Raw genomic sequence first — 24751 nt, forward strand, 5'->3', positions numbered from 1 at the left:
TTTATGACTTTAAAACTTTTTACTATGGAAATAATAGATGAAAATAATGATACATATAAAATTAAGATAGATAATTATATTGAAAGTGCTTTTATAGAATTTAATCCTTTAAAAAAAGAATTGAACTTTATAAGTGATAATGATTTAACTAAATATCTTAAAAGCAATGAGTATCAAGTTAGAAAAATGCTGCATAATAAACGAAGAAACACATATTATGTAGGTTTTAAGGTAAAATTTGTTTTAAGTCATGGAAAAGATGTTGCTAGAATGGCTGCCTATCTGGAAATTAAATAATTTTAAAACTATTAATGGGGAATCACCTAAAAATCTTGAAAAGTGGCTTATGTTTGATGGATTGTGCAATGGTAAATATATTGAATTTCAGTGGGTAAAGGGACATTCTAATCACTTTGAAAATTCCCTTTGTGATATTTATGCAAAAGAGACAGCGAAAAAATTGTTATAAAATAAAGTTAACCTAAGATTGAAAGTAAAAGTCTTAGGTTATTTTATTTGATAAAGGTTGACTAGTCAACAATAAATTAATATAATATTGTTGACTAGTCAATTAAATTTGAAGTATAAGGAAAAATTATATTTTGATTTATCTGCTTTTAGTTTGCGAGAGACTAATATAGTCTCTTTAAAGTATTGATTAGAGTAAAAACTTCATAAAATAAAATTAAAGTTTTATCATGAAGTTTAAAATTGATGGGAGGAAAATTTGGTGAAAACAGAAAGCATTCCTTTTATAATGCTAAATAGTAAGATTTTTAGAAATACACAAATTTTTTTAGATAAGATTTTAAAAAAATATGAATTGAGTAGTGGTTCTATTCCTTATATATTTATTTTAGAAAAAAACCAAGGTATTACCCAAATTAAATTGAGCAGAGAAGTAGGCAATGACAAGGCTATGTCAGCAAGAACAATTACTAAGCTTATAGAATCAGGTTTTGTTTATAAAAAGCAGGATGAAAAAGACTGTAGAGCTTATAACTTGTATATAACAGAAAAAGCTAAAGAACTTATACCTAAAATTAGAGAGGAAATTCATGGTATTGTTGATTTGATTACGGAAGATTTGACTGAAGAGGAAAAAATGATTACATCAAAATCTTTATTTAAGATTCTAGAAAAAACTCAGAAATTAAAGAGTGAAGAATGTAGTCATAAATAATACAAGATTAGTTATTTATTATGGAGGGAATTATGGATATAAATATTGAAAGCAAAAAACAAAGGAGTAAAGAAATAATGAATACTGAAAATAATAAAAGCAAGTGGACTGTATTGATTATAGTACTAATGTCTACTTTTATGTCCACTTTAGATGGGAGTATTGTAAATGTTGCGCTTCCTAAAATGGCAGATGCTTTAAATGTAACAACTTCAAGAATTCAATTGGTAGTAACAAGTTATTTAATTGTTATAGCTGGTACGGTATTAATTTTTGGAAGGCTTGGAGATATGCTTGGAAAAGCTAAGATGTTTAAGTTTGGAATAGGCCTATTTACCTTTGGATCTTTTTTATGTGGTATAACAAGTTCTTTTCCAATATTAATTGTAGCTAGAGTTGTACAAGCTATAGGAGCTGCAGGGACAATGGCTAATAATCAAGGTATTATTACAGAAACCTTTCCACCGAGTGAAAGAGGGAAGGCACTGGGCTTTTTAGGAACTTCTGTTGCGTTAGGAGCATTGGTAGGACCAGGACTGGGTGGAATTATAGTAGGTGCTGCTAGTTGGGAATTTATATTTTTAATAAATATTCCAATTGGTATTATTGCGTTATTTTATGGGAATAAGCTGTTACCTAAGGGGCATAAAGGAGAGAAGGGGAAACTTGATACTCTTGGAGCTGTACTGTTTATGCTTGCTATAGTTCCGCTTTTTATGGCGTTAGATGAAGGCTTGAACCTTGGATTTACAAATCCAATAATTTTATTAGGTTTTGCAGTAGCTATTATTTCCTTTACTATATTTATTATTGTAGAAAAGAAAAAGGAAAGTCCTCTATTACAGTTAGATATATTTAGTAATAAATTATTTTCATTAAGTATATTTTGTGCCTTTATAACATTTATAGCTATATTCTGTAATAATATTATTTTACCTTTTTATCTTCAGGATGTAATGAGTTATTCACCGCAGCATACTGGACTTATACTTATGGTTTATCCATTATTATTAACTATTGCTGCACCTGTTAGTGGAACTTTATCAGATAAAATAGGTTCGGAAATTTTAACTTTTGTAGGATTATTACTTATAAGCTTTGGATTATTTTTAATGTCAACTTTAAACATAGATTCTAATGTACTAATTATGTTAGTATTTATTGCAATTATGTCAATTGGAATGGGATTATTTCAATCTCCGAATAATTCATTAATAATGTCAACTGTGTCAAAGGATAAGCTTGGCATTGCAGGAAGTGTAAATGCTCTTGTAAGGAATTTAGGTATGGTATGTGGAATAGCTTTAGCTACAACGCTTTTATATACTATGATGAGTTTTAAAATTGGAGAACGTGTTATAGATTACGTTCCAGGCAGAAGTGATGCGTTTATTTATGGTATGAAAACTGTATATATAACTGCCGCTATAATAAGCTTTGTTGGAGCTTTATTAACATTATACCGATTGACTAGAAAGAAAACTAATTAAAATAAATTTCAATAATAAGAAATATAAAATAAAAAACGAGTGGTCTTACTCGTTTTTTTATTTTATATTAAATTTTAAATTAGCTTCCATAGTATATTAGGATAATCCTTATATAGTCTTATGTTATTAAATAGTATTTTTATTTTTCATATCTATAATATTCACCGTATCCATCATTATATAATGTTTTCTTAGAAGTTTGAGTTATACGAACATAAGCATATTCAGGAGCTTTATACCCTGGACCAAAGATTAAAAGGTCGATAACTTTCTTAGCAAAAGCTTTAACAAATAATTTATTCATTTAACATCACTCCTTACTTGTATGTTTATATTTATTATATTAGAAAATTTTGAAAAATGCAACAATTATCAAAGAATAATCATTATTATGTAAAAGAAATCTTGAAATTCATTTTGTGGGAGTATAATATAAAAGTTCTAATTTGATGAAAAATACTTTTATATTTTTATTTATTATATGTTCAATATTATTTTGACTTACATTAGAGTAAGGGGAAATGATATTTTACATTATAAGGTTTTATATGAATAATATAACTCAATGTCCATAGTTAAATCATTGTTTACAAATAGAGACGATTATATAATTTAAAAGAATAGCATTACTGACAAAAATGTTCTTAATTATAGGAGATCAGTATGCACTAACTAATGATAAGCAAAAGGAGAACGATTTCTGTGAATATTAAGAAAAAACTTACTTCATTATTTGTAATGGCTACAATTATGCTCGGGTTTGGACAAGGTATAATTGTACAAGCTAAAGGTGTAACAGCTGATTCTACAACTACATCAGCATCAGCGCAATTTACAAGCGTATCAGGAATAAATAGTACATCAGGTGATTCAGCAGCAGCTTCAAACCTAGATAATACAACTAGTACTAAATTTGAGGCAGTAAATCAAAGTCCAAATCCAGGTACACCTGAAAACAAGCCAGATCCTTTAAAGGCAATAAGTGAATATGACAGTCAAACTGTAAATGCTACTGAAAATGGCAGCGCAAATATAACCTCTTCTATTGGCTGGAAGAAAGTAAATGGATATTGGTATTACTATAAATCTGATAATACAAAGGCAATTGGATGGATTAAACCAGATGGGAATTGGTATTACTTGTACTCTAATGGTCAAATGGCAACAGGTTGGTTAAAAGCTATCAGCGGTACTTGGTATTACTTGGATAATTCGGGCAGCATGGTTAAAGGATGGAGGCAGATAAATAATATCTGGTATTTCTTTAAAAATTCAGGTGAAATGATAACAGATATAAATGTTATCGATAAGGAAACTTATCTTTTTAATAACAGTGGTGCAATGGTAAAAGGTTGGGCTGAGTTAAATAACTATTGGTATTATTTTAATAATGGCGGAAATATGGCAAAAGGGTGGGTTTATAATAATGCCTGGTATTATTTATATGATTCAGGGGCAATGGCTAAAGGTTGGATTAATTTAAATGGAATTTGGTATTACTTAAAAACTAATGGAGCTATGGCAACAGGTTGGGTAAATTCTGGTGGTGATTATTATTACTTAGACACAAATTCAGGAAGATTGAAAACCAATACTGTAGCAGGCGGTTATGAAATTGGTCTAGATGGAAAGAGATTAGGAGCAGTTAGTAAATTTAAAGGAATAGATATAAGTCACTATAATGGAAATATTAATTTTGCTAAAGTAAAAGCAGCAGGCATACAAGTTGTATACATAAAAGCAACAGAAGGAACTACATATGTAGATAATTATTTGTCGACTCATTATAATGGTGCTAAAAGCGCTGGTTTAAAAACAGGTTTTTATCATTTTTTAGTAGGGACAAGCTCTCCTGAAACTCAAGCACGTAATTTTTATAATAATATAAAAGATAAACAAAGTGATTTAAAGCCAGTTTTAGATGTGGAAAAAAGTGATTTTAATGTTATGGATTATACTTTAAGATTTATTGCTGAATTTAATAAATTGAGCAATATGGAGCTTTGTATATATACATATTCAAATTTTATACCAAATTTAGATAGCCGATTAACATCATATTCTCTATGGGAAGCAAATTATTCTAGAAAAATTGAGAATTTGCCAGCCAACAATATATGGACATCAAGAGCAGGACATCAATATACAGATAAAGGTGTTGTTGATGGTATATATGGTGGAGTAGATTTAAATGAATTTACATCAGATATTTTTAGATAGATTATATAATATTTATGTTTATTACTTATAGAGTATATCATATTAAAGTATGCAGAATAAGTAAGTGCAATAAAGATTAAGAATGCTAGTGCTGGCTAAATAGGACCTGTTGCAATAGTAGAAGAATAAATTTATAAAGAAAACCATGCATAAACTAGAGTATAATATCAGTTTATGCATGGTTTAAATTTTTTGTTATATTCAATTTTGATTTTAATTAATTTCTTATTAGATAATCGAAGGCTCCTAAAGCCGCAGTTGCACCTGATCCCATTGAAATGATGATTTGTTTAAATGAGCTGTTACTACAATCACCTGCTGCAAATACTCCAGGAATATTTGTAGCACCATGATTATCAACTATGATTTCGCCTAGTTTATTTAGCTCAACATTAGTTAGCCATTCTGTATTTGGAACAAGACCAATTTGAACAAAAATACCTTCGAGTTCTATATGTTTAACCGCTCCAGTATCACGCTCTACATAAGTAATACCATTCACTTTATTAGTACCTGTAATTTCTTTTGTTTGAACATTTTTTAGAACAGTAACATTATTTAAGCTGTAAAGACGTTTTTGTAATACCTCATCAGCTTTAAGTTCTGGCATAAATTCAAGTACAGTTACATGATCTACTATACCTGCAAGATCTATAGCTGCCTCAATACCAGAATTACCTCCACCAATAACGGCTATATGCTTACCTTTAAACAAAGGTCCATCACAGTGAGGACAATATGCAACGCCCTTATTTTTAAATTCTTCTTCTCCAGGGACATTAACATTTCTCCACCTTGCACCTGTTGAAATTATTACTGATTTTGATTTTATAACAGCACCATTTTCTAATTCAATTTCAATTAAGTCTTTTTTCTTTTCTAGATGCTTAGCCCTTTGTAAATTTAGAATATCAACATTATATTCTTTAACATGTTCCTCAAGGCTGGCTGCAAGCTTAGGACCTTCAGTGTATTTTACACTTATAAAGTTTTCAATTCCCATGGTATCTAATACTTGGCCTCCAAAGCGCTCCACAATAATTCCTGTTTTTATGCCTTTTCTTGCTCCGTAAATAGCTGCACTTGCACCAGCTGGACCTCCACCAACAACTAATAAATCATATGGTTCTTTAGCTTCGAATTCTGAAGTGTCTGAAGGTAATCCTATTTTCGCAAGAATTTCTTCAATTGACATACGTCCGATTCCAAACAATTCACCATTTAAATAAACTGTTGGCACAGCCATAATATTTTTACTTTCAATCTCAGATTTGAATAATCCGCCTTCAATCATAGTATGAGTGATATTAGGATTAAGTAAGGCCATTAGGTTAAGCGCTTGAACAACTTCTGGACAATTATGGCAAGTTAAGCTTATATAAGACTCAAAATTATATTCTCCCTTAAGATTTTTTATTGCTTTAATAATTTTTTCCTCCACCTTTGGTGGCCTTCCACTTACCTGCAATAATGCTAACACAAGAGAAGTAAATTCATGTCCTAAAGGTATTCCAGCAAAAGTTATGCCTGTTTCTTCACCAACACGATTTATACTAAAGCTTGGTGTTCTTAGCAAGGTTGCTTTTTCTAGCTGAATTTTTGTCGAAATAGATGCCAATTCATCAGCAAGGCCAAGCATATTGCTTGATGCTTCATCTGTACCTGTGCTTAGTTTTATAACAACATTTCCTTCCATCAGCTTAAGATATTCTATTAATTGATCTTTTATTTTTTTATCTAGAATCATAGGCATACCTTAAATCTTTCCAACAAGATCTAGGCTTGGTTTAAGAGTTGATGCTCCTTCTTTCCATTTCGCTGGGCAAACTTCGCCAGGATTGTTTCTTACATATTGTGCTGCTTTAATTTTATCGACTACTACACTTGCGTCTCTTCCTATTCCACCAGCATTTATTTCAACAGCTTGAATTACCCCATCTGGATCTATGATAAAAGTTCCACGATCAGCGAGACCATCAGCTTCAATTAATACATCGAAGTTACGTGATAATGTATGTGAAGGATCACCAATCATAGTATAAGTTATTTTCTTAATTGTTTCTGAGCTGTCATGCCATGCTTTGTGTGTAAAATGAGTATCTGTTGAAACTGAATAAACCTCAGCTCCAAGCCCTTTCAAAGTTTCATAATGATCTTGTAAATCCTCTAATTCTGTTGGGCATACAAATGTGAAATCTGCTGGATAAAAACAAACTATGCTCCATTTACCTTTGAAATTTTCTTGAGTTACTTCTATAAACTCACCATTTCTATATGCTGATGCTTTGAATTCCTTTACTTCTGTTCCTATTAATGACATAATAAACTACCTCCTAAATTTTTATATTTATTCTAATTCTCAATAATTTTAAGTACATGCTCAAATAACTATTCTTTTTAATTGATAATAATTATTGATTAATCTTATTATAAATCTGTAATTTTATTTGTCAATATTATTTTTAAAATAGATTAGTGAATATTTTTTGAATAAAGTATATTTGCACTTCTATTATATTGATAATTAACACTTAATTACGTAAAATAGAAAGGATATGAAATCCATACACATTATGGAGTTTGTTTTATATTAGCTATGTAAGTTTGTAATTGATGATTAAATTAAATATATGGTCTCAGGAGAGGAGTCAGGAATTCATGAAAAAAAGATTTGCATTTAAAACATATTTAGTACGTAGTATGTTTACAATATTAATTCCAATAGGAGCAATTATTTTAGTGCATCAAAAAATAATACCGTCTTTTGAAGAATGGGGAATTAACCCTTTTATTTTCTTTTTGTTATCCATATTGCTTATTTCTACTATTCCAGTTATATTCCTAGTGAGTAAAATTAAAAAGATGTTAACAATAATAAACGAAATAAAATCAAGTTTATACATTAAAGATGGAAAATCATTGGAGGATTTAAAATTTGATAATATAAATACATTATTTAAGGAAGTAGATAAGATAAAGAGAGAAATAAGGGTATTACAGTTTGAAAATAGAATTTTATATGATACGGCGCTGGCAATACATAACACTGATTCTCTCCAAGAGCTTTTAGATATAATTTTAGCTCGACTTACAACACATACCAATGCAGATTTTGGTTTGATATTTTTATTAGAGGAACAAGAGCTTAAATTAAAAGCATATTCTAATGTTTTGGATAAAGATATTAAGAAAACAAACTTCAAAATAGGGGAAGGACTTGTAGGCTGGTCAGTTTATAAAAATGAGCCTATATTGGTTGAAGATGTTCAAGTAGATAGCCATTATATAAGTTGTATAAAAAAAACAAGAGCTCAAATTACAATACCTATAAAAATGTATGGAGTAATATTAGGGGTGTTAGTTTTAGGAAGTGAAGAAATTTCTCATTTTAGCGATTCTGATTTTAAACTTATCAAAACCATATCGGGAGAAAATTGGTCTTGCAATTAATAATGCTAAATTAACTGATAATCTGAAAAAAGAAAATCAAAACAATCACATGCTTTTTGAAATGACTAAAAAAATAACTTCTTCTGTAGATTTAAATGAAGTAGGTAAGATTGGAGTTAAGACAGTGACAGAGGTCATAAACGCTAAATCATCTATTTTGGCGGTGTTTGATGAAGTGGAGCAGGAGTTAAAAGTCATTGCATCCTATGGAACTTTTAAAGACCGATTAAAATTTATAGAACTTAAAGGAACTGTAGAGGAAGCCTTTAAAGAAAAATATCCAACTAAAGTTCAAACAGATATGGGATATTCATATTGTATTCCAATAGTATCAGCAGAAAAATCCATAGGGATTTTGCATGTAAATACTGATAGATTATTAACAAAAGAAGAAATTACTCTGATAAATAGTACAATAACTCCTTTATCTAGTGCCTTAGAGAATGCTTTTAGATATAAAAGTGTTGAAAGTTTAGCTATAAGAGATGGACTTACTAATATGTATAATCGTCGCTATTTTAATGAAGTACTTGGGAGCTATATTGAAAAAGCTAAGAAACATAATAGAAATTTATCATTGGTAATGCTTGATATAGATAATTATAAAAAGTATAACGATACATATGGACATCAACTTGGTGATTTACTGTTAAAAAAGGTTGCAGAGGTTTTAGAAAGTAACTTGCGTGAGGAAGATATAATATCAAGATATGGTGGAGATGAATTTACAATTATCTTGCCTGATACAGATATTGAAACAGCTAGAAATATTATGGAAACAATAAGAGAAAATATTTCAAATTATAAATTTGAAATAGAAGAAGAATATGAAAATGGAGAAGAAACCATTCTAGACTTAGAAGAGAAAAAAGGCAATGCATTTGGTAAAGAATTAAAAAGGTGGTTTGCTGAAAAAGTAAGAATGAATCAAACTAAGCCATTATCTAAATCTTTTAATATTACAATAAGTGTTGGAATTAGTTCTTTAATAGACACTAATTATAATAAAGAAATGTTGGTAAAAAAAGCAGATGAAGCAGCATTAGAATCAAAACGAAAAGGTAAGAATAAAGTTAGTATTTGGATACCTTAGCTATTATCAAGAAAGAATTTGTTTCAAATACATATAGAAAATTATGGTATAATATTTTTATGATAATCTTTACAAGCAATAAAAGATATGCTTAATTTCAAAGATTATTTATGAGTGTAATAAGTGAGTACGCTTTTGGAATTTTATTAGGAAAAGGGGAAGGTATAGAATGTTGGATGAAATGGATATAAAACAAATAAAAAAGGCCATAAGAAGCAGTATAGAAAAAAGTGAATTAGCAGGAGCGAATCTAATGGTCATAAAAGATAACAAGGAAATTTTTTATTATGAAGATGGTTTCGCTGATAAAGAGGCTGGAATTCAGATGAAAAGAGATTACATTTTTAGACTATATTCAATGAGTAAGCCTGTTACAGCTGTATCTGTAATGATTCTTTTAGAAAGAGGAGAAATTGACTTATACGAGCCAGTATCAAAGTTTCTTCCAGGTTTTAAGAATCAGATGGTGGAAAGTGAAAATGGCTTAGTTTCAGCTGAAAGAGAAATAAACTTAAAGGATTTGCTTTCAATGACTTCAGGACTTGTATACGGTGGAGAGAGTAAAGCTGGAAAAGAGACAGAAGCTTTATTTAAGGAAATTGATGACAGACTATTAGGTGATTCACCAATGACTACAGTTGAAGCTATGAATAAATTAGGTAAATGTCCATTGGCTTATCAACCAGGTACTTCATGGGAATATGGAACGTCAGCAGATGTATTAGGAGCAGTAGTTGAAGTTGTAAGTGGAAAAAGCTTTGGACGATTTTTGAGAGAAGAGATATTTAAACCTTTAAATATGGTGGATACAGATTTTTATGTGCCAGAAGAAAAAAGAAATAGATTGGTGAAAACTTATGTTGCAAATGAAGACTGCAGCTTAGACATTTATACAGGAAACAATTTGGGGATTATAAATAAAATGGACAGGTATCCAGCCTTTGAATCTGGTGGAGCAGGTCTTGTTTCTACAATAGATGATTATTCAAAGTTTACTAAAATGCTTTTGAATGAAGGCAGTTTAGATGGAGTTAGGATTTTAAAATCTAAAACAGTAAAATATTTAACTTCAGGAGATTTAAGTGTTGAGCAGCAAAAAAGCTTCAATAATTGGCTTACTTTAGGCGGACACAGTTATGGAAACTTAATGCGTGTAATGAAAGATTGCAGTAAAGCTGGAGATATAGGAAGTATTGGAGAATATGGATGGGATGGATGGCTTGGTGCATATTTTTGCAATTGTCCAAAAGATAATTTAAGCTTCTTGCTTATGATGCAGAAAACTGATTCTGGAACAACAACTTTAACTAGAAAGTTACGTAACATTATTTTAAGTTCATGTTGTAAGTAAACATAATAAGGTGGGAAAATCGAGAAGTTCAGTTTTAGTAAGTTTATTAAGGTGAAAATTTATTAGTATATGGAAAGATTCGGCAATTATCTGGGAAGGCCATTTTGCAGGAATTAAATATGGATATTGCCATATTGAAAAACTTACAAATCTAGAGCGGCTTCAGTCTTATGGATTTACAGTAAGCTGTTTCTTAATAAAGATTAAAGATCCTAGTGCTGGGTGGATAAGAGTTGTTGCAATATCAATTCTGGAGGATATATTTACCATATTAATGCTGAATCATATTTTTATTGTGATATGGAATAAAGTAAAAATTTATTAGTATATAAAAAGACCAACAATTCTAATACAAAATTATTTGTAAATTTAATTAGAATTGTTGGCTTTTTATTATTATTTTATTTTTACAAGGATATAAAATTCACCATTATATGGATAATCAATATTAGATTTTTCAATATTAATGTTAAGTGCTATAAGAGAGATAATAGCTTTGTCATTTTCTTGAGTAAAGGTTGCTTGCTCTGGTGTTATAGAGTTTTTACTTTCTGGATAATTACCAGAAACCGAAGTATGAAATTTTTCAAAAACATCTTTAATATGAATTCGCATTAGCTCTTCATTTCTGTCGTTTGACAACCAAAGGTCACTAGAATTAAGTGAGTAATTAATTGAAAGTGTATAATTATGTCCAGCCTTTTCAAAATTACAGAGTTTGTTATTAGAATTTGTATTATCTTTTGCAATATAAAAATCAGTTTGAACTAAAGTATCATAACCAGATACATTTATTGGTAGCTGTCTATTTAATGATATATAAATATTATCTTGTCTATAAATATTATCTTCATATCTATAAAATCCAAAGGTAGTATAGAAGTCTCTATACGAATTGAAATCTTTTCCGAGATATTTTATTTTCTTTGTGCACCCCATCATTTCAAGATAATTCAAGGTGGTAGAAATTACTTTTTTATCTTCGTCAGAAATAGAAGGATTTGGAGTTATCTTATTATCTATAAGCATATTATTCTTGGCTAATATACTTTCAAGTTTTTTCTGTTGGTTAGTACGGCTTATAGTGAAGGCATCTACTGGTGGAATTATAGAAAATAGTGAAAAGCCAATAAGTAATATTGCTATAATTCCATTTTTTCGTACTGGAAGAATACTAAGGAATATTCCACAAAGTACTGCAAATATTCCAAACAAAATTACATAATAACGTTCATGAGTAATTCCGGTAGATTGAATTCTAAGGATGGAAGATAAAATTTGAAATAGTACAATAGGAACAAGAATCTTTGGAAAAAACTTTCGAAAGACTGTGGCAAATTTATTTTCAAGGCGGCTGGCAAGAATGTATAGAAGTATTACTGTAATAGCAAAACCAACCAACATAGGTTCAAGTTTATTATCACTCCAGAACTTAGTGTTAATATTTTTTATTATATATATGATTAAAATGGCTGTATAAACTGATAAAAGTGGAATTATTATATAAGAAATTAAGATTTCTAAAAACCTAGGACAGCTTGAAGCTTTGAGTATATTTTCTTCATTATATTTTATGATTTCTTTATTGAATTGAATATTATCATTGTTAGCGTTAAAATCACGTTTTAAAAGAGATTTGTTTTGCAAACCAGGATAAATAGGAATGAGTGATAAAAAATATATTGGAGCAAATATAACACCAACAATATTTAAAGAATGCATATAGGATTTTTCATTTACAGAAAAAAGGAGTAAGTCAATAGCTGTTAAAATCAATGATATTCCTATAAAAAGTATTAGTGAAAATAAAAAGGAATTAAAGAAGGCTTTAAAAGCAGCCATAAAACTTTCATTAAAAGTTACATGGCTTTTTATTACAGGTACCCACATATAAGCTATAAGTAAAGCAAATAGGGCAACAGAAGTTCTAATCCAAGTTTCCAAACTTGTGGTGACAGATTGATTAATAACAAGGAAGTATCCTAAAGTAAAAAAAATAGATATACCCATTAAAATAACACGATGCATAAATTTTTCATAAAATCGTTCATAAGCTGCCTGTACGGTGAAACCTAAAAAGGCTCCAATTACAAAGGTCAAAATTTCTTTGGTATATGGTTCACCACGCTGAATACCCATTGAATTTACAGTTGCAGCTGCAATAAGAAAAATTAAGGTTAAGGGATAGCGAGATATAGCCTCACATAGTCCACTAAGTGTTTTTTGTAGTTTATCTATAGATTTCATTTTCTAAACCTCCTTATATATAGAAATTTTTAATATGAAATAGAACCAGCTGGATTCAGTCTATAGTATATTGTTGCATATCTTAATAATTAACCCTTTATTTAAAATGTTAACTTACCGTATCTATATTTATATTATGCTTCACTTTTAAGTAATTTACTATATGAAAATCTTTCGTAGTAAGAAAATTTCTTTAATTTGTTTTAATTAAAATTTCAAAAATTAAAGAATGGAATTTTCAGTTTTGAGGAATAATATTGAAGAAGTTATTTAAAGCGTCTTAAAATACAATAATAAATGTTTGTGATAAATATGGAGGAGAATAATATGAAAACAAAAAACAGAGGTTTATCTGCATGGCAGCTTACCCTTATGGCTTTAGGAAGCGTAATTGGGGGATCATTTTTTTTGGGGTCAGCAGTAGCGATTAATGCTGCTGGACCTGCTATTTTAATATCTTATATATTAGGAGGATTTATAGTATATTTTATACTTTATGCTCTATCTGAAATGACTGTAGCAAATCCGGATTCGGGATCTTTTATGACTTTTGCATCTCAAACCTTTGGAGAAGGTACTGGATTTGTTGTTGGTTGGGTTTATTGGGTTGGAATGGTACTTTCAATGTCTAGTGAGGCTACTGCTGTATCAATTTTATTACACCAATGGTTTCCAACTATATCAATAGCAATAGGTGGAAGTAGCATTATAATTGGAGTAACACTTCTTAATTTGCTAGGCGCAGATAAATTAAGTAAGCTTACGGGTGGGCTTGCTGCAATAAAACTACTGGCCATTATTTCGTTTATAATAATAGCTTTACTACTTATAACAGGAATAATTCCAGGAAGAGGGGCTGTAGGAGCCGGAGAATTAATAACTGAACCTTTGATACCAGGAGGAATAGGCGGTATTGCTGGAAGCATGCTTATAGTTGTTTTTGCTTATGCTGGTTTTGAGATAATTGGTCTGGCAGCTTCAGAAGCTGATAATCCAACAGAAACAATTCCAAAAGCAATTAATTACACAGTTATAAGTCTTGTTGGACTTTATATACTTTCAATTATAGCTCTGCTTCCGCTAATTCCTACAGCTGAACTTAATGAAAATATGAGTCCTATGGTAGCTGCTCTTGACAGATGGGGAGTTACGTGGGTAGGAAGTATTATAAATATAGTACTCGTTACGGCAATACTTTCCGCATCACTTGCTTCCATGTTTGGAATTGCAAGAATGTTAAGATCCTTAGCAGATGAAGGTCATGCTCCAAGCTGGCTTAAAGATAAAAAAGATGTCCCTCATAAGGCTATATTATTTTCGGGAATTTCAATGCTTTTAGGTTTAGGGTTTGGACTATTATTTCCTAGAATCTATTTGTTCTTAATAAGTGCTAGTGGATTTTCACTTCTTTTTACCTATGCAGTAATTATGGCTACACATATTCGTTTTCGCAAAAGAAATGGATGTCCTCCAGATGGAAATTGTCAAATGCCTGGATATCCATATATGTCTTGGATTGGCCTTATAAGTATGATAGTGATTATTTTTAGCATGCCACTTATCTCAGGTCAATCCTCAGGTCTTATAATTGGATGTATAATGATAATTATATTTTCTGGAGTATATCTAGTTATGAAAGTTTTTAATAATCCTGAAAAAAATAAAAATAGAAATATAGTAATAAATAGAAAAGTAGATCAATCTAAATTAGCAACGGAATTTTCAGATGAATTAACTCATAGTACTAAAAATAAAAATAACAAAAAAGATTGTAGTTGTAATAAAAGATAATTATAAAAATAATATTTTGGTAAAATCAGCTGAGGTTTTCTAACATATTGAGAATCTCAGTTTTAATTTGTCAATATATTTAAGGATAATTAAAATTAGACTTATTTTTTCTCTCTATAATATGAATGAACTATAATTTATAAAAAATTACTATTTTGGGTATAAAAAAGAAGGAATTTGAAAATTATTGAAGAATAGTATATTATATAGAAAGTTTAAAACTTATAATATAATACAATTAAACAAGTAAACTGTTTAATTTACATATTATATAAAGGAGGAAAAGGTTATATTAGAACTAAGTTGGGTAGAATTTTTCTTTAGAGTTTTACCAGAAACATTTATTTATATTTGGGGTATTCATGTAATATCAAGAAGGTCTTTTAAGATATGGAAAAGTATATTTTTGTGCGCAATATTATCAATATTTATTTTTTTTGTAAGACTGCTTCCTATATATTTTGGTGTACATATGATAATAAATATAATTTTAACTATAAGTATTATGGCTATTACAGGAATACCTATAATTAAATCTATATATAGTACTCTATTTGTATATTCTATACTTTCTTTAGGTGAGTTTTTAAATATGATTTTATTAAATTTATTAAATATTAATACAAGTAGCGAATTTTCAAATCCTTTTATGAAATGTTTACTAGGTATACCATCTTTAATTATTTTATTGGTATTTATTATAATATTTAACTATGTTTCAAAGCGAAGGGAAGAAATAAATAATGTCTATAACTGAAAAAATAGCTGTTAAAATGGGAAGTAAGGCTAAATCATTTTTAAATGCTGATGAGGACAAAGAACAAATAATTATATATGGAGCAATAAATTTATTGCAAATCATATTTGCTATTTTATGGGTTATAATTTTTAGTTTGCTTTTAGGTGTACCTTTTGAAGCTTTATTATTTTCAGTTACAACTGGTATTTTAAGAAAATATTCAGGTGGTGTACATGCTTCTTCGCCTAGTCGCTGTATTATAATAGGTACAAGTATAGCATGTATAGCTGGAATTTCTATTGATTATATTTTATACAAGTTAAGTTTGTTTACAATAATGTGGACAAGTGTAACTTGTATAATATTTGCTTTTACAGTAGTTGTAAAAAATGCTCCAGTAGATAGTATTAAAAAACCCATTACTAATATTGAAGTGAAAAAGCAATTTAAAAAGAAATCTATTACTGCAATTTTATTTTTTACAGGCATAATTTTAATCTTATTTATATTGAGTCAAAGATATTCAGGCTTATATTACATAAAATTAATAGAAAGTATTTGTCTTGGTATGCTTTGGCAAGCAATTACCCTTACTAAAGGTGGAATAAGCTTAGTAAACAAAGTTGACTTTGTTTTAAAATATATAATTGAAGGAGTGAAAGAATATGGGAAATAGTATTAAAAAATCAGTTATTGCAGTTGCAGCAAATCTTTGTACAAAAATGGCACTTTCTGTTTCAGCTTCGGCTTGTTCATGGGCATCATACCAGCCTGAAGAACCAAAATGCTTGAGAAAATAGAACGTAAAATAATTATACAAAACAAATTATTTGGAAGTAAAAATTATTTGCATTTTTAATTAATAATTTTTGCTTCCAAATTTATGCATTTTTAGTGGAATGTTTTGGAGGCTTATTTATGATAAATAATATTAAAAATAAAAATGAAAACAATTTATCTATGATGTTGTCAATTATAAAAATTGGAATAATAGCATTTATTAGCATAATTATATATATTAATTTACCAAAGTATTGGACTGATTTAAAAATAGAAAATAATGGTCAATTTAATTTATATACCACAGCATTTTTTTTGTGTATTACGGGGCTATGTTATATAACTTGGTTAATAATAAATCGTAAAATATCGCAATCCTCAAATATATTCAAAGTATCTTGGCTCTTTGAAAATATTTTTTTTATATCAATTATTTCTTTACCAATATATTTATCTACAATTCATGAAAATGAATACAAATATTTATTTTTATTATTAATATTATATTCAGCTATTCAATATGGTTCACGTTATGGAATCATAACATCACTTTTTTCATCAATTAATATACTTTTTGTAGATTTGCTATATGCTCCGCTTGAAGATGGAATTAATATATACTTTCAAAAAGATTTAATTTTAGTAGGAATATTTATTTTTGTTGCATGGATACTTGGATATTATATTGATATGGAATTTAAAAATAATAAAAGAAAAGATGCTACTCTTAATATGTTAAGTAATGAATTAGAAGAAAAAGATGAACAGAGAAAAGAAATGGAAGCCTTATTGCTAAATAACAAGATTTGTTATGATATGTTATTCGAAAACTCTTTAAGTGCAATTATTGTACACAGAAATGGAAAGATTATATATGCAAACGAAAGTACAGCAAAATTATTAGGTTATGATAATTTAGAAAGCCTATATAGGAATAATTTCTATAATCATTATGGAATAAATCTTAAATCAAAAATTCAAGAGAAATATTTAGATATTGTTAGCAGTATGAAGTTAAAGATTGTGGAAGAGGAAAATATACTAAAGTGTAGTGGTGAATTTATTCCAGTAATTAATACATCATCCTTTTTTACATATAAAGGAGAACCTTCAATAATGACTTTTTTGCATGATATAACTTCTAAAAAGCAGGTAGCATCCTTGCAGGAAGATGTAGAAAAAAAATTAATATTACTTAATGAAACTAGGGAATTTAATAATCTTATAACTAATTTTTTTACTAATATGTCTCATGAACTTAAAACACCTGTTAATGTAATTTATGCAGCAATTCAAACTATAAATATATATTTATACGATTATACATCAGAGAATTCCGTTAAATGCAAATCGTATTTAAAAACAATGAAACAAAATTGTTTAAGAATGATCAGATTAATAAATAATCTTTTAGATATAACAAAATTAGACTCCGGATTTATTAAAATCAATAAAAAGAATGGTAACATTGTAAGCGTTATTGAAGATATAGTCCAATCTATAGCAGTTTATGTGGAAAGTAAAGACATACAGCTTATTTTTGATACAGACATTGAGGAAAAATTAATGGCGTTTGATCATGATATGATAGAAAGAGTAATGTTAAATTTAATATCTAATGCTGTTAAATATAGTCATTCATATGGACATATATATGTAAATATAATAGATAAAACCTCAAGTGTTGTTATTGAAGTTAAAGATGAAGGTGAAGGAATTCCAGAGGATAAGCTTAAGGTTATATTTGAGCGCTTCGGACAAGTGAATAGCACTCTTTCTAGAAAATGCGAAGGAACTGGAATAGGGCTCTATCTCGTAAAATCTTTTATTAAAATGCATGGAGGAAAAATAAGTGTTTCAAGCGAAGAAGGCATGGGTAGCAAATTTTCAATAGAACTACCAGTTATATTGGCTGAAAATGAAAATACACAAGATAAAGCACTCTATAAGACAAAAGTAGAAAAAATAGAAATAGAATTTTCAGATATTTATTCAATAAAGGATTAGTGATTAACAGCAATTAATAAATACTCCAGCAAAATTACTTGTAACAAGGGATTAGCTCATACATATATTTTTAGTTTAATTAAAATTTATGGTAAGAGCAATGTAATTAAACTAATTAAAAAAAATGAATTGTTTTGGGAAATAAATGTAAATAGAGGATATGGACATTTTGATTATATAATCATGAATAATAACAACTCTCAAGTGATTGAAATATTTAATAAATTAAAGAAAAACAATATTAAAATTACTGTAGGGTCAGATACTCATTCTTTATGGTATTATGATATCAATAGAATGATGATAGGTAATCAATTAGCTTCTTCATATGATGTTGCAAACATCAATATAGAATAAAATATACAAGATATAATATAGTATAATAGAAGTGCTTCAAGGCTAAATGGTAGTTAATAGTTGAGGCACTTTTACATTTTGATGGATAATTTGATTTGAAAATATGTATGTGCTAAAATGGATTTATAAATACATATATTGTAAAAGAATAAATGTATTTACAAGGGTAATTGTGGTTATAAAAATAAAAATGAGGGGAGGGAGCTGCTTTAGAAGAATTTAAAGCAGCAAAACAATGACTTACGAAGAAAATTTCAAAAAGTTAAAGAAAATTTTAATGAAAGCGAATGTTAGTAAAATTAAAGGTGACTTGGCATTTCAATTCAACATACTTGGTGACGGCGAAGGTATCTTTTATGCAACAATAAAAGATGGAGTACTTAGTGTAGAACCATATGATTATCATGACAGAGATGCTATGTTCATGGCAACAGCAAATGTCTTTACACAATTAGCACAAGGAAAACTAAATCTAACTTCAGCATTTTCAAGTGGAAAGCTGAAAATAGAAGGGGATTTAGAAAAAGCACGTGAGATACAAAAAATTATGGCAAAATAAAATTTTTAAGTCCGTTAGATTTTTATTAAAAAGATAAAGAATCTAATGGACTTTAATATTTTCCCTCACAATATGTAATATTAATTCCATATAAACAGATACTAAAAATGATTATAATATAAAATATATATTACAAGAAAAAGTTAATAGAAAAAGGAGGGAAAAGCAATGGATGAAATAAAAGTAGAACTAGGATGGAATTTTGATAATAGTTATTGTAAACTACCTGAAATATTTTTTAAAAGACAAGATGCAACAAAAGTATCAGCACCCAAATTAATAATTTTAAATCGGCCTCTAGCAACATCACTTGGACTAAGATCTGATTTACTGGAAAGTGAAGATCAAGTAGCTGTATTTGCAGGAAATAAGGTGCCTGAGGGTGCCATGCCTATAGCTCAAGCATATGCAGGACATCAATTTGGATATTTTAATAAGCTCGGAGATGGTCGAGCATTACTTCTTGGAGAGCAAATCACACCTAAGGGTGAAAGATTTGATGTTCAGCTTAAAGGGTCAGGAAGAACTCCTTATTCTAGAGGAGGTGATGGTTTGGCAGCCTTAGGACCAATGCTTCGTGAATATATTATCAGTGAAGCTATGCATGGATTGGGTATTCCTACAACACGAAGTTTAGCAGTAGTAACTACTGGAGATACAGTAGTTAGAGAAAAATTATTACCAGGGGCAGTTTTAACTAGGATAGCTGCAAGTCATATTAGGGTGGGAACATTTCAATATGCTGCAAAGTGGGGAGAATTTGAAAATTTGAAAACTTTAGCTGATTATACGCTAAAACGACACTTTGCAGATATTGAAAAGAGTGAAAATCCATATATAACCTTGCTTAAAGAAGTAATTAAAAGGCAGGCTTCTTTGATTGCCCAATGGCAGTTGATTGGATTTATACATGGCGTTATGAATACAGATAATGTTGCTATTAGTGGAGAAACCATAGACTATGGTCCTTGTGCTTTTATGGATACATATGATCCAGCAACTGTATTCAGTTCTATTGACAGAGAAGGTAGATATGCATATGTTAATCAACCTTATATTGGAGCATGGAATCTTGCAAGATTTGCAGAAACATTATTACCATTGCTTCATGAAAATAGGGAAAAAGCAATTATAATAGCTGAAGATAGCTTAGAGGAATTTACTAAGGTTTATGAAGATAGATGGATAAACGGAATGAGAGGAAAGCTTGGAATATTTAATGAAGAGGAGAAAGATAATTTACTTATTAAAGATCTATTAAGCATTATGTATAAAAACCAAGCAGATTTTACTAATACCTTTCGAGCATTAACTATTAGTGAGTTTTCTAAAATACCAATGTTTGATACTAATGAGTTTAAAGAATGGCACAGATTATGGCAAGAAAGATTAGGAAGGCAAGAGCAATCACAAGAAGATTCGTATGTTTTGATGAAAAGTACAAATCCATCAGTAATTCCACGTAATCATAGGGTTGAAGAAGCGTTACAAGCGGCTCAAGATAAAGGAGATTATGAGGTAATGAATAAACTCATAAAAGCTCTTTCTAATCCATTTGAATATTCAAAAGAACAGGAGGAATATACAATGGTCCCTCAAAATACCTCTTGTGGTTATAGAACTTTTTGTGGAACTTGATTTATAAAAAATAGAGTATTTTTAATATTATCGACGCATATTTTTAATTAAAGAAAAGTATCAATTTAAATTATCTGAAAATTCAAATGATAATAAATATTATTAATTGATAAAAAATATTGACTATTTTGAAAACTAGTATTATATTATAGGTATAAATAAAACATTTTTTTATTATTATGGTTTTATAAGAAAAAAATGTTAATAGTAATTTATAAATAAGGGTTTTAAATACAATATTTAATTAAAAAAGGAGAGGAATAATTATGAAGAAGTTATTTAAATGTAGTGTTTGTGGGTATGTCTATGAAGGAGATACAGCTCCAGAAAAATGTCATAAATGTGGTGTTGGAGCAGATAAATTCGAAGAATTAAGCAGTGAAGCAACAGAAAAAATATATCGTTCAGATAAAACAAATAGTATTCACATGGAAATTATTGCTTTGGCTAGTAAAATTGCAGCTTTAAGTGAAGAAGGAATTAAAGATGATTTAGATCCAAAATGTGTAGCAGCTTTTAAACAAGCAAAAGATGAAGCTTGGATCATTAAACAAAGATGTAAAGCTGAATTAGCTGGACATATGAATTTAGGAAAATGGTAAGAAAAAATATATAATTTAATTAATTGAGAGGAGGAAACATATGGGAAAAGATTTTTTTAGTGCAGTATCTGACAGACGCACTTTTTATAATATAAGTAAAGAAGCAGTAGTTTCAGATGATAAAATTAAAGAAATTATTAATAATGCTGTGAAATATACTCCTTCAGCTTTTAATTCTCAAAGTGCAAGAGTTATTTTGTTATTAGAAAAACAACATGATAAATTATGGGATATTGCTAAGGAAGCATTAAGAAAAATAGTTCCTTCAGAACAGTTTAGTTCTACAGAGGAAAAAATAAATTCTTTTAAAAATGGTTATGGAACTGTTTTATTTTTTGAAGATTTGAGCATAATTGAATCTCTTCAAAACCAATTTCCACTTTATAAAGATAATTTTCCAGTTTGGTCACAGCAAGCAAGCGGAATGCATCAATTTGTAGTTTGGACTGGATTGGAAATTGAAGGGTTTGGTGTATCATTACAGCATTATAATGAAGTCATTGAAGCTGATGTGAAAAAGGAATGGAATATTCCAAGCAATTGGAAGCTCATCGCTCAAATGCCATTTGGAAAGCCAACAAAGGAACCAGATGAAAAGCAATTTAATCCTTTAGAAGATCGTATAAAAGTATTTAAATAAAAATTTATGAGCTGGCACAAAACTAGAATTGTTAGTTTTGTGTCAGCTCATATTTCATTGGATGGAAGTTTGCAAAAATTAAATGAATTTAAATCTTACATTGCTGTTTCTTAGGGTAACTTACAATGAGATAAAATACACAATAATGCAAAATGATTTTATTATAAGGCTTCATTTCCACGCTCACCTGTACGAATTCTTACAACATCTTCAGCATCATAAATAAATATTTTACCATCACCATAGTTCCCAGTACTAATTTCTTTTAAAACTTTATCAATTATTAGTTCTGCAATATGTGTTGGTACAACTGTTTCAACTTTTACTTTAGGTAACAGATTTACATTATATTCTGTACCTCTATAAATTGTTTTAAAGCCTTTTTGATTACCATAACCCATAATATTTGAAATCATAACACCATTAGCATTACAGTCAGTTAGAATTTTTTTTAAGTCTTCTAATTTTTCGCTTTTAATAACTATTTCTAATTTTTTCATACCAATAACCTCCTTTTTATCTAAATTACATAGTTGTTGCTTGTTTTTTAAATTTCAATATTTGTTTTACCTCAACATTACCAGGAGATTCGTAATCAAGTTCAAGAGATTTTGTTAATTGTAAATCAGGGTATGCAGTAACTCCCATTTCAGGAATATCAACACCATTTAATTCAGCTTCAGGTGAAACTCTTATTCCCCATACTTTATCAATAAGTTTTATAAAAACATAAGAGACTCCAAAACCCCAAATAAATAAAACTGCTATAGCAATCAATTGTGCTATTAATTGAGAAGAATCGCCGAACAATAATCCTGTAACTCCTCCAGCAACGCCGTTTAAGCCATCTCCATAAGAACCATCTGCGAACAATCCTAAGGCAAGAACTCCCCAAAGTCCATTAACACAGTGAACGGAAATGGCACCAACAGGATCATCAAGCTTTAATTTATTTTCAACAAAGGCTACAGATACGCATACGAGTACTCCCGCAATCCCACCAATAAAGAAAGCAGAAGGAGCATTTACAAAGGCACAAGGAGCTGTAATTGCAACAAGACCTGCAAGAGCACCATTAGCTGTCATAGATGGATCAGGCTTACCATATTTAATCCACATATAAAACATTGCGACTAGTCCACCTATGGCTCCAGCAATCATGGTATTTGTGGCAACTACAGACAGCCTAAAATCAGAAGCATTTAAAGTTGAGCCGGCATTAAAAGAGAACCAACAGAAGAATAAGATAATAGTACCTACAATAGCCATTGGAATATCATGTCCAGGGAAAGGTCTTGCAGTTCCATCTTTTTTGAACTTACCAATTCTAGGTCCTATAATAATTGCACTTGATAAAGCAATCATGCCTCCCATTGAATGAACAACAGCAGAGCCAGCAAAATCAACAACCCCATGACCGAGACCGAAGTTCTTACCTAAAGTAGATAACCAGCCACCGCCCCATACCCAGTTTCCAAAGAAAGGATATAAGAACATAGAGATGAAAAATGAAATGATAACGACAGCGGAATATTTAACTCTTTCAGCTAAAGCACCAGTTGGAATTGTAACGGTAGTATCCATAAAAACCATTTGAAAGAAAAATAGAGCATATATTCCTGGATCGTAAACACCAGTGCCAGATAGCATAAAGCCATTGTAGCCCATAATACCTCCGAGGCCAGGAATTGAAAGCATTGAGTTAAGGGCAGCACCACCAGACCCAAGGCCGGCAGCACCGCCAGAGCCCCCAAATTGAATTGCAAAACCTGTTAAGAAATATCCAATAGCTCCAACTAGGAATACCATAAAGTTCATTGTCATTGTGTGAGCTGCATTCTTTCCGCGGCAAAAACCTGTTTCAACCATCGCAAAGCCACATTGAAAGAAAAAGACCATAAATCCAGTTATCATAATCCATACATAATTTGATCCATAATATCCTTTATTTGCTATGGCTGTTACATCTGCTAAAGTTTCATTGCCAGTTGCAGCAATATAAGAAGCACCAGTAGGGTCAGAACCGCTAGACGGTGAAAGGGCTAGTGCTAGCATTAAAGCTAATACACCTAAAAATATTATAATTGCACCTAATTTAGTTGAAGTTTTCATAATTATTTCCTCCTTTAAGATAAGCTCTACTTAAAATTTTCTCTTTTAAAATTATTCCATGAAAATTTAACTGAAGTTTTAAATAATTCGCCTTTAAGTTTTGTGACAGATAAATAGTACTTTATACCTAAATATAAAACTAAAAGTCCAAGTATTGCTCCAGACATTGATGAATTTAATACTTGAAAATGGATGTTGTTTACTAGACTGAAAATGCTAAAAAATATACCTAAAAAAATAATTATGAGGGTAGTTATGAAAAGAATATTAATAGATATTAATTTTGATTTTGTAATTTCCGTAATAGGATTTTGTTTTTTCACTAATAATTCCTCCTTTCTTTAGAAATAAAAATTTAATATTCAAGTAAATAAAAAAGGAGTCAAAGCAGGCGAAACTTTGACTCCATTGTCTAGGGGGACTCCCTGTATAAAACAAAGGGGCTGTCGCACTAAATAATTAGTGCACGGCTCTTTTTGTGTGAAAAAATAA

At 29.5% G+C, this 24751-nt stretch carries 24 protein-coding genes; 17 read left to right on the plus strand and 7 right to left on the minus strand.

Annotated elements, in window-relative coordinates; all coding sequences use genetic code 11:
• Positions 1–3: 3 nt before the first annotated feature.
• The 4 genes from GXK56_RS28275 (at position 4) to GXK56_RS19355 (ending at position 2673) form a co-directional block, all read left to right on the plus strand.
• Positions 4–297: a hypothetical protein gene (locus GXK56_RS28275; RefSeq protein ID WP_243156184.1), complete on the plus strand. Its 294-nt coding sequence runs from the start codon at positions 4–6 to the stop codon at positions 295–297.
• The gene (locus GXK56_RS28280) at positions 260–469 is read left to right on the plus strand and encodes an RNase H family protein (RefSeq protein ID WP_243156187.1); all 210 of its coding nucleotides are present in this window, start codon (positions 260–262) and stop codon (positions 467–469) included. Before GXK56_RS28275 ends, GXK56_RS28280 begins: the two co-directional genes overlap by 38 nt.
• 288 nt (positions 470–757) lie before the next feature.
• Positions 758–1183 (plus strand): MarR family transcriptional regulator, encoded by a 426-nt coding sequence (locus tag GXK56_RS19350; RefSeq protein WP_202127915.1) that lies wholly within the window; start codon positions 758–760, stop codon positions 1181–1183.
• 77 nt (positions 1184–1260) lie between these two features.
• Positions 1261–2673 (plus strand): MFS transporter, encoded by a 1413-nt coding sequence (locus GXK56_RS19355; protein WP_202127916.1) that lies wholly within the window; start codon positions 1261–1263, stop codon positions 2671–2673.
• Between the two features lie 139 nt (positions 2674–2812).
• On the opposite strand, the gene GXK56_RS27850 is transcribed toward GXK56_RS19355, so the two are convergent.
• Positions 2813–2977, minus strand: a complete 165-nt coding sequence (locus tag GXK56_RS27850) for a hypothetical protein (RefSeq protein ID WP_202127912.1) — start codon at positions 2975–2977, stop codon at positions 2813–2815.
• Between the two features lie 398 nt (positions 2978–3375).
• Between GXK56_RS27850 and GXK56_RS19360 the strand changes: the two genes are divergently transcribed.
• The gene (locus tag GXK56_RS19360) at positions 3376–4893 is read left to right on the plus strand and encodes a GH25 family lysozyme (RefSeq protein WP_160690436.1); all 1518 of its coding nucleotides are present in this window, start codon (positions 3376–3378) and stop codon (positions 4891–4893) included.
• A gap of 217 nt (positions 4894–5110) precedes the next feature.
• Here the strand turns inward: GXK56_RS19360 and ahpF are convergent, their stop codons facing one another.
• Positions 5111–6640, minus strand: a complete 1530-nt coding sequence (ahpF, locus tag GXK56_RS19365) for an alkyl hydroperoxide reductase subunit F (protein ID WP_160690438.1) — start codon at positions 6638–6640, stop codon at positions 5111–5113.
• Positions 6641–6649: 9 nt separating this feature from the next.
• Positions 6650–7213: an alkyl hydroperoxide reductase subunit C gene (gene ahpC, locus GXK56_RS19370; protein WP_160690440.1), complete on the minus strand. Its 564-nt coding sequence runs from the start codon at positions 7211–7213 to the stop codon at positions 6650–6652.
• A gap of 338 nt (positions 7214–7551) precedes the next feature.
• Between ahpC and GXK56_RS28285 the strand changes: the two genes are divergently transcribed.
• The 3 genes from GXK56_RS28285 to GXK56_RS19380 all read left to right on the plus strand — a co-directional run bounded on the left by GXK56_RS28285 (position 7552) and on the right by GXK56_RS19380 (position 10787).
• A complete protein-coding gene (locus GXK56_RS28285; protein ID WP_243156185.1) occupies positions 7552–8343 on the plus strand; it encodes a GAF domain-containing protein in 792 nt (263 codons plus the stop codon).
• A complete protein-coding gene (locus GXK56_RS28290) occupies positions 8264–9436 on the plus strand; it encodes a sensor domain-containing diguanylate cyclase (RefSeq protein ID WP_243156186.1) in 1173 nt (390 codons plus the stop codon). Before GXK56_RS28285 ends, GXK56_RS28290 begins: the two co-directional genes overlap by 80 nt.
• A gap of 169 nt (positions 9437–9605) precedes the next feature.
• On the plus strand, positions 9606–10787 hold the full coding sequence (locus tag GXK56_RS19380) for a serine hydrolase domain-containing protein (RefSeq protein ID WP_160690442.1): 1182 nt from the start codon (positions 9606–9608) through the stop codon (positions 10785–10787).
• A gap of 396 nt (positions 10788–11183) precedes the next feature.
• Here GXK56_RS19380 and GXK56_RS19390 read toward each other — a convergent pair whose 3' ends face one another.
• On the minus strand, positions 11184–13034 hold the full coding sequence (locus GXK56_RS19390) for a DUF4153 domain-containing protein (RefSeq protein WP_160690444.1): 1851 nt from the start codon (positions 13032–13034) through the stop codon (positions 11184–11186).
• Positions 13035–13361: 327 nt separating this feature from the next.
• On the opposite strand from GXK56_RS19390, the gene GXK56_RS19395 reads away from it, so the two are divergent.
• The 9 genes from GXK56_RS19395 to GXK56_RS19435 all read left to right on the plus strand — a co-directional run bounded on the left by GXK56_RS19395 (position 13362) and on the right by GXK56_RS19435 (position 22147).
• Entirely contained in the window at positions 13362–14825 is a 1464-nt protein-coding gene (locus GXK56_RS19395; protein ID WP_160690446.1) for an amino acid permease, read from the plus strand.
• Positions 14826–15568: 743 nt separating this feature from the next.
• Complete coding sequence (locus GXK56_RS19400) at positions 15569–16240, plus strand: accessory gene regulator B family protein (protein ID WP_160690448.1); 672 nt, start codon at positions 15569–15571, stop codon at positions 16238–16240.
• Complete coding sequence (locus tag GXK56_RS19405) at positions 16230–16364, plus strand: cyclic lactone autoinducer peptide (protein ID WP_160690449.1); 135 nt, start codon at positions 16230–16232, stop codon at positions 16362–16364. The genes GXK56_RS19400 and GXK56_RS19405 overlap by 11 nt, the downstream gene beginning before the upstream one ends.
• Positions 16365–16482: 118 nt before the next feature.
• On the plus strand, positions 16483–18351 hold the full coding sequence (locus GXK56_RS19410) for an ATP-binding protein (protein ID WP_160690451.1): 1869 nt from the start codon (positions 16483–16485) through the stop codon (positions 18349–18351).
• A gap of 183 nt (positions 18352–18534) precedes the next feature.
• Complete coding sequence (locus tag GXK56_RS19415) at positions 18535–18708, plus strand: hypothetical protein (protein ID WP_160690453.1); 174 nt, start codon at positions 18535–18537, stop codon at positions 18706–18708.
• Positions 18709–18943: 235 nt separating this feature from the next.
• Complete coding sequence (locus GXK56_RS19420) at positions 18944–19267, plus strand: SCP2 sterol-binding domain-containing protein (protein ID WP_160690455.1); 324 nt, start codon at positions 18944–18946, stop codon at positions 19265–19267.
• A 168-nt stretch (positions 19268–19435) separates the two neighbouring features.
• Positions 19436–20905: a protein adenylyltransferase SelO gene (locus GXK56_RS19425; protein WP_160690457.1), complete on the plus strand. Its 1470-nt coding sequence runs from the start codon at positions 19436–19438 to the stop codon at positions 20903–20905.
• 266 nt (positions 20906–21171) lie between these two features.
• Positions 21172–21507 (plus strand): rubredoxin-like domain-containing protein, encoded by a 336-nt coding sequence (locus GXK56_RS19430; protein ID WP_160690459.1) that lies wholly within the window; start codon positions 21172–21174, stop codon positions 21505–21507.
• Between the two features lie 40 nt (positions 21508–21547).
• Entirely contained in the window at positions 21548–22147 is a 600-nt protein-coding gene (locus tag GXK56_RS19435) for a nitroreductase family protein (RefSeq protein ID WP_160690461.1), read from the plus strand.
• Positions 22148–22308: 161 nt separating this feature from the next.
• Here GXK56_RS19435 and GXK56_RS19440 read toward each other — a convergent pair whose 3' ends face one another.
• The 3 genes from GXK56_RS19440 to GXK56_RS19450 are packed head-to-tail and all read right to left on the minus strand — an operon-like array spanning position 22309 to position 24582.
• Positions 22309–22647: a P-II family nitrogen regulator gene (locus GXK56_RS19440; RefSeq protein ID WP_160690463.1), complete on the minus strand. Its 339-nt coding sequence runs from the start codon at positions 22645–22647 to the stop codon at positions 22309–22311.
• A 25-nt stretch (positions 22648–22672) separates the two neighbouring features.
• Positions 22673–24259, minus strand: a complete 1587-nt coding sequence (locus tag GXK56_RS19445) for an ammonium transporter (protein ID WP_160690465.1) — start codon at positions 24257–24259, stop codon at positions 22673–22675.
• Positions 24260–24285: 26 nt separating this feature from the next.
• Positions 24286–24582, minus strand: coding sequence for a hypothetical protein (locus tag GXK56_RS19450; protein ID WP_160690467.1), 297 nt, complete (start codon positions 24580–24582; stop codon positions 24286–24288).
• Positions 24583–24751: the final 169 nt, after the last annotated feature.

Source organism: Clostridium sp. C2-6-12 (genome assembly GCF_009928485.1).
Classification (GTDB): Bacteria; Bacillota; Clostridia; order Clostridiales; family Clostridiaceae; genus Clostridium.

Coding starts and splice junctions, on each gene's coding strand:
- GXK56_RS28275 (WP_243156184.1), top strand. CDS start 4: ATGACTTTAAAACTTTTTACTATGGAAATAATAGATGAAAATAATGAT.
- GXK56_RS28280 (WP_243156187.1), top strand. CDS start 260: ATGTTGCTAGAATGGCTGCCTATCTGGAAATTAAATAATTTTAAAACT.
- GXK56_RS19350 (WP_202127915.1), top strand. CDS start 758: ATGCTAAATAGTAAGATTTTTAGAAATACACAAATTTTTTTAGATAAG.
- GXK56_RS19355 (WP_202127916.1), top strand. CDS start 1,261: ATGAATACTGAAAATAATAAAAGCAAGTGGACTGTATTGATTATAGTA.
- GXK56_RS27850 (WP_202127912.1), bottom strand. CDS start 2,977: ATGAATAAATTATTTGTTAAAGCTTTTGCTAAGAAAGTTATCGACCTT.
- ahpF (WP_160690438.1), bottom strand. CDS start 6,640: ATGATTCTAGATAAAAAAATAAAAGATCAATTAATAGAATATCTTAAG.
- ahpC (WP_160690440.1), bottom strand. CDS start 7,213: ATGTCATTAATAGGAACAGAAGTAAAGGAATTCAAAGCATCAGCATAT.
- GXK56_RS28285 (WP_243156185.1), top strand. CDS start 7,552: ATGAAAAAAAGATTTGCATTTAAAACATATTTAGTACGTAGTATGTTT.
- GXK56_RS19380 (WP_160690442.1), top strand. CDS start 9,606: ATGTTGGATGAAATGGATATAAAACAAATAAAAAAGGCCATAAGAAGC.
- GXK56_RS19390 (WP_160690444.1), bottom strand. CDS start 13,034: ATGAAATCTATAGATAAACTACAAAAAACACTTAGTGGACTATGTGAG.
- GXK56_RS19395 (WP_160690446.1), top strand. CDS start 13,362: ATGAAAACAAAAAACAGAGGTTTATCTGCATGGCAGCTTACCCTTATG.
- GXK56_RS19400 (WP_160690448.1), top strand. CDS start 15,569: ATGTCTATAACTGAAAAAATAGCTGTTAAAATGGGAAGTAAGGCTAAA.
- GXK56_RS19405 (WP_160690449.1), top strand. CDS start 16,230: ATGGGAAATAGTATTAAAAAATCAGTTATTGCAGTTGCAGCAAATCTT.
- GXK56_RS19410 (WP_160690451.1), top strand. CDS start 16,483: ATGATAAATAATATTAAAAATAAAAATGAAAACAATTTATCTATGATG.
- GXK56_RS19415 (WP_160690453.1), top strand. CDS start 18,535: ATGAATAATAACAACTCTCAAGTGATTGAAATATTTAATAAATTAAAG.
- GXK56_RS19420 (WP_160690455.1), top strand. CDS start 18,944: ATGACTTACGAAGAAAATTTCAAAAAGTTAAAGAAAATTTTAATGAAA.
- GXK56_RS19425 (WP_160690457.1), top strand. CDS start 19,436: ATGGATGAAATAAAAGTAGAACTAGGATGGAATTTTGATAATAGTTAT.
- GXK56_RS19430 (WP_160690459.1), top strand. CDS start 21,172: ATGAAGAAGTTATTTAAATGTAGTGTTTGTGGGTATGTCTATGAAGGA.
- GXK56_RS19435 (WP_160690461.1), top strand. CDS start 21,548: ATGGGAAAAGATTTTTTTAGTGCAGTATCTGACAGACGCACTTTTTAT.
- GXK56_RS19440 (WP_160690463.1), bottom strand. CDS start 22,647: ATGAAAAAATTAGAAATAGTTATTAAAAGCGAAAAATTAGAAGACTTA.
- GXK56_RS19445 (WP_160690465.1), bottom strand. CDS start 24,259: ATGAAAACTTCAACTAAATTAGGTGCAATTATAATATTTTTAGGTGTA.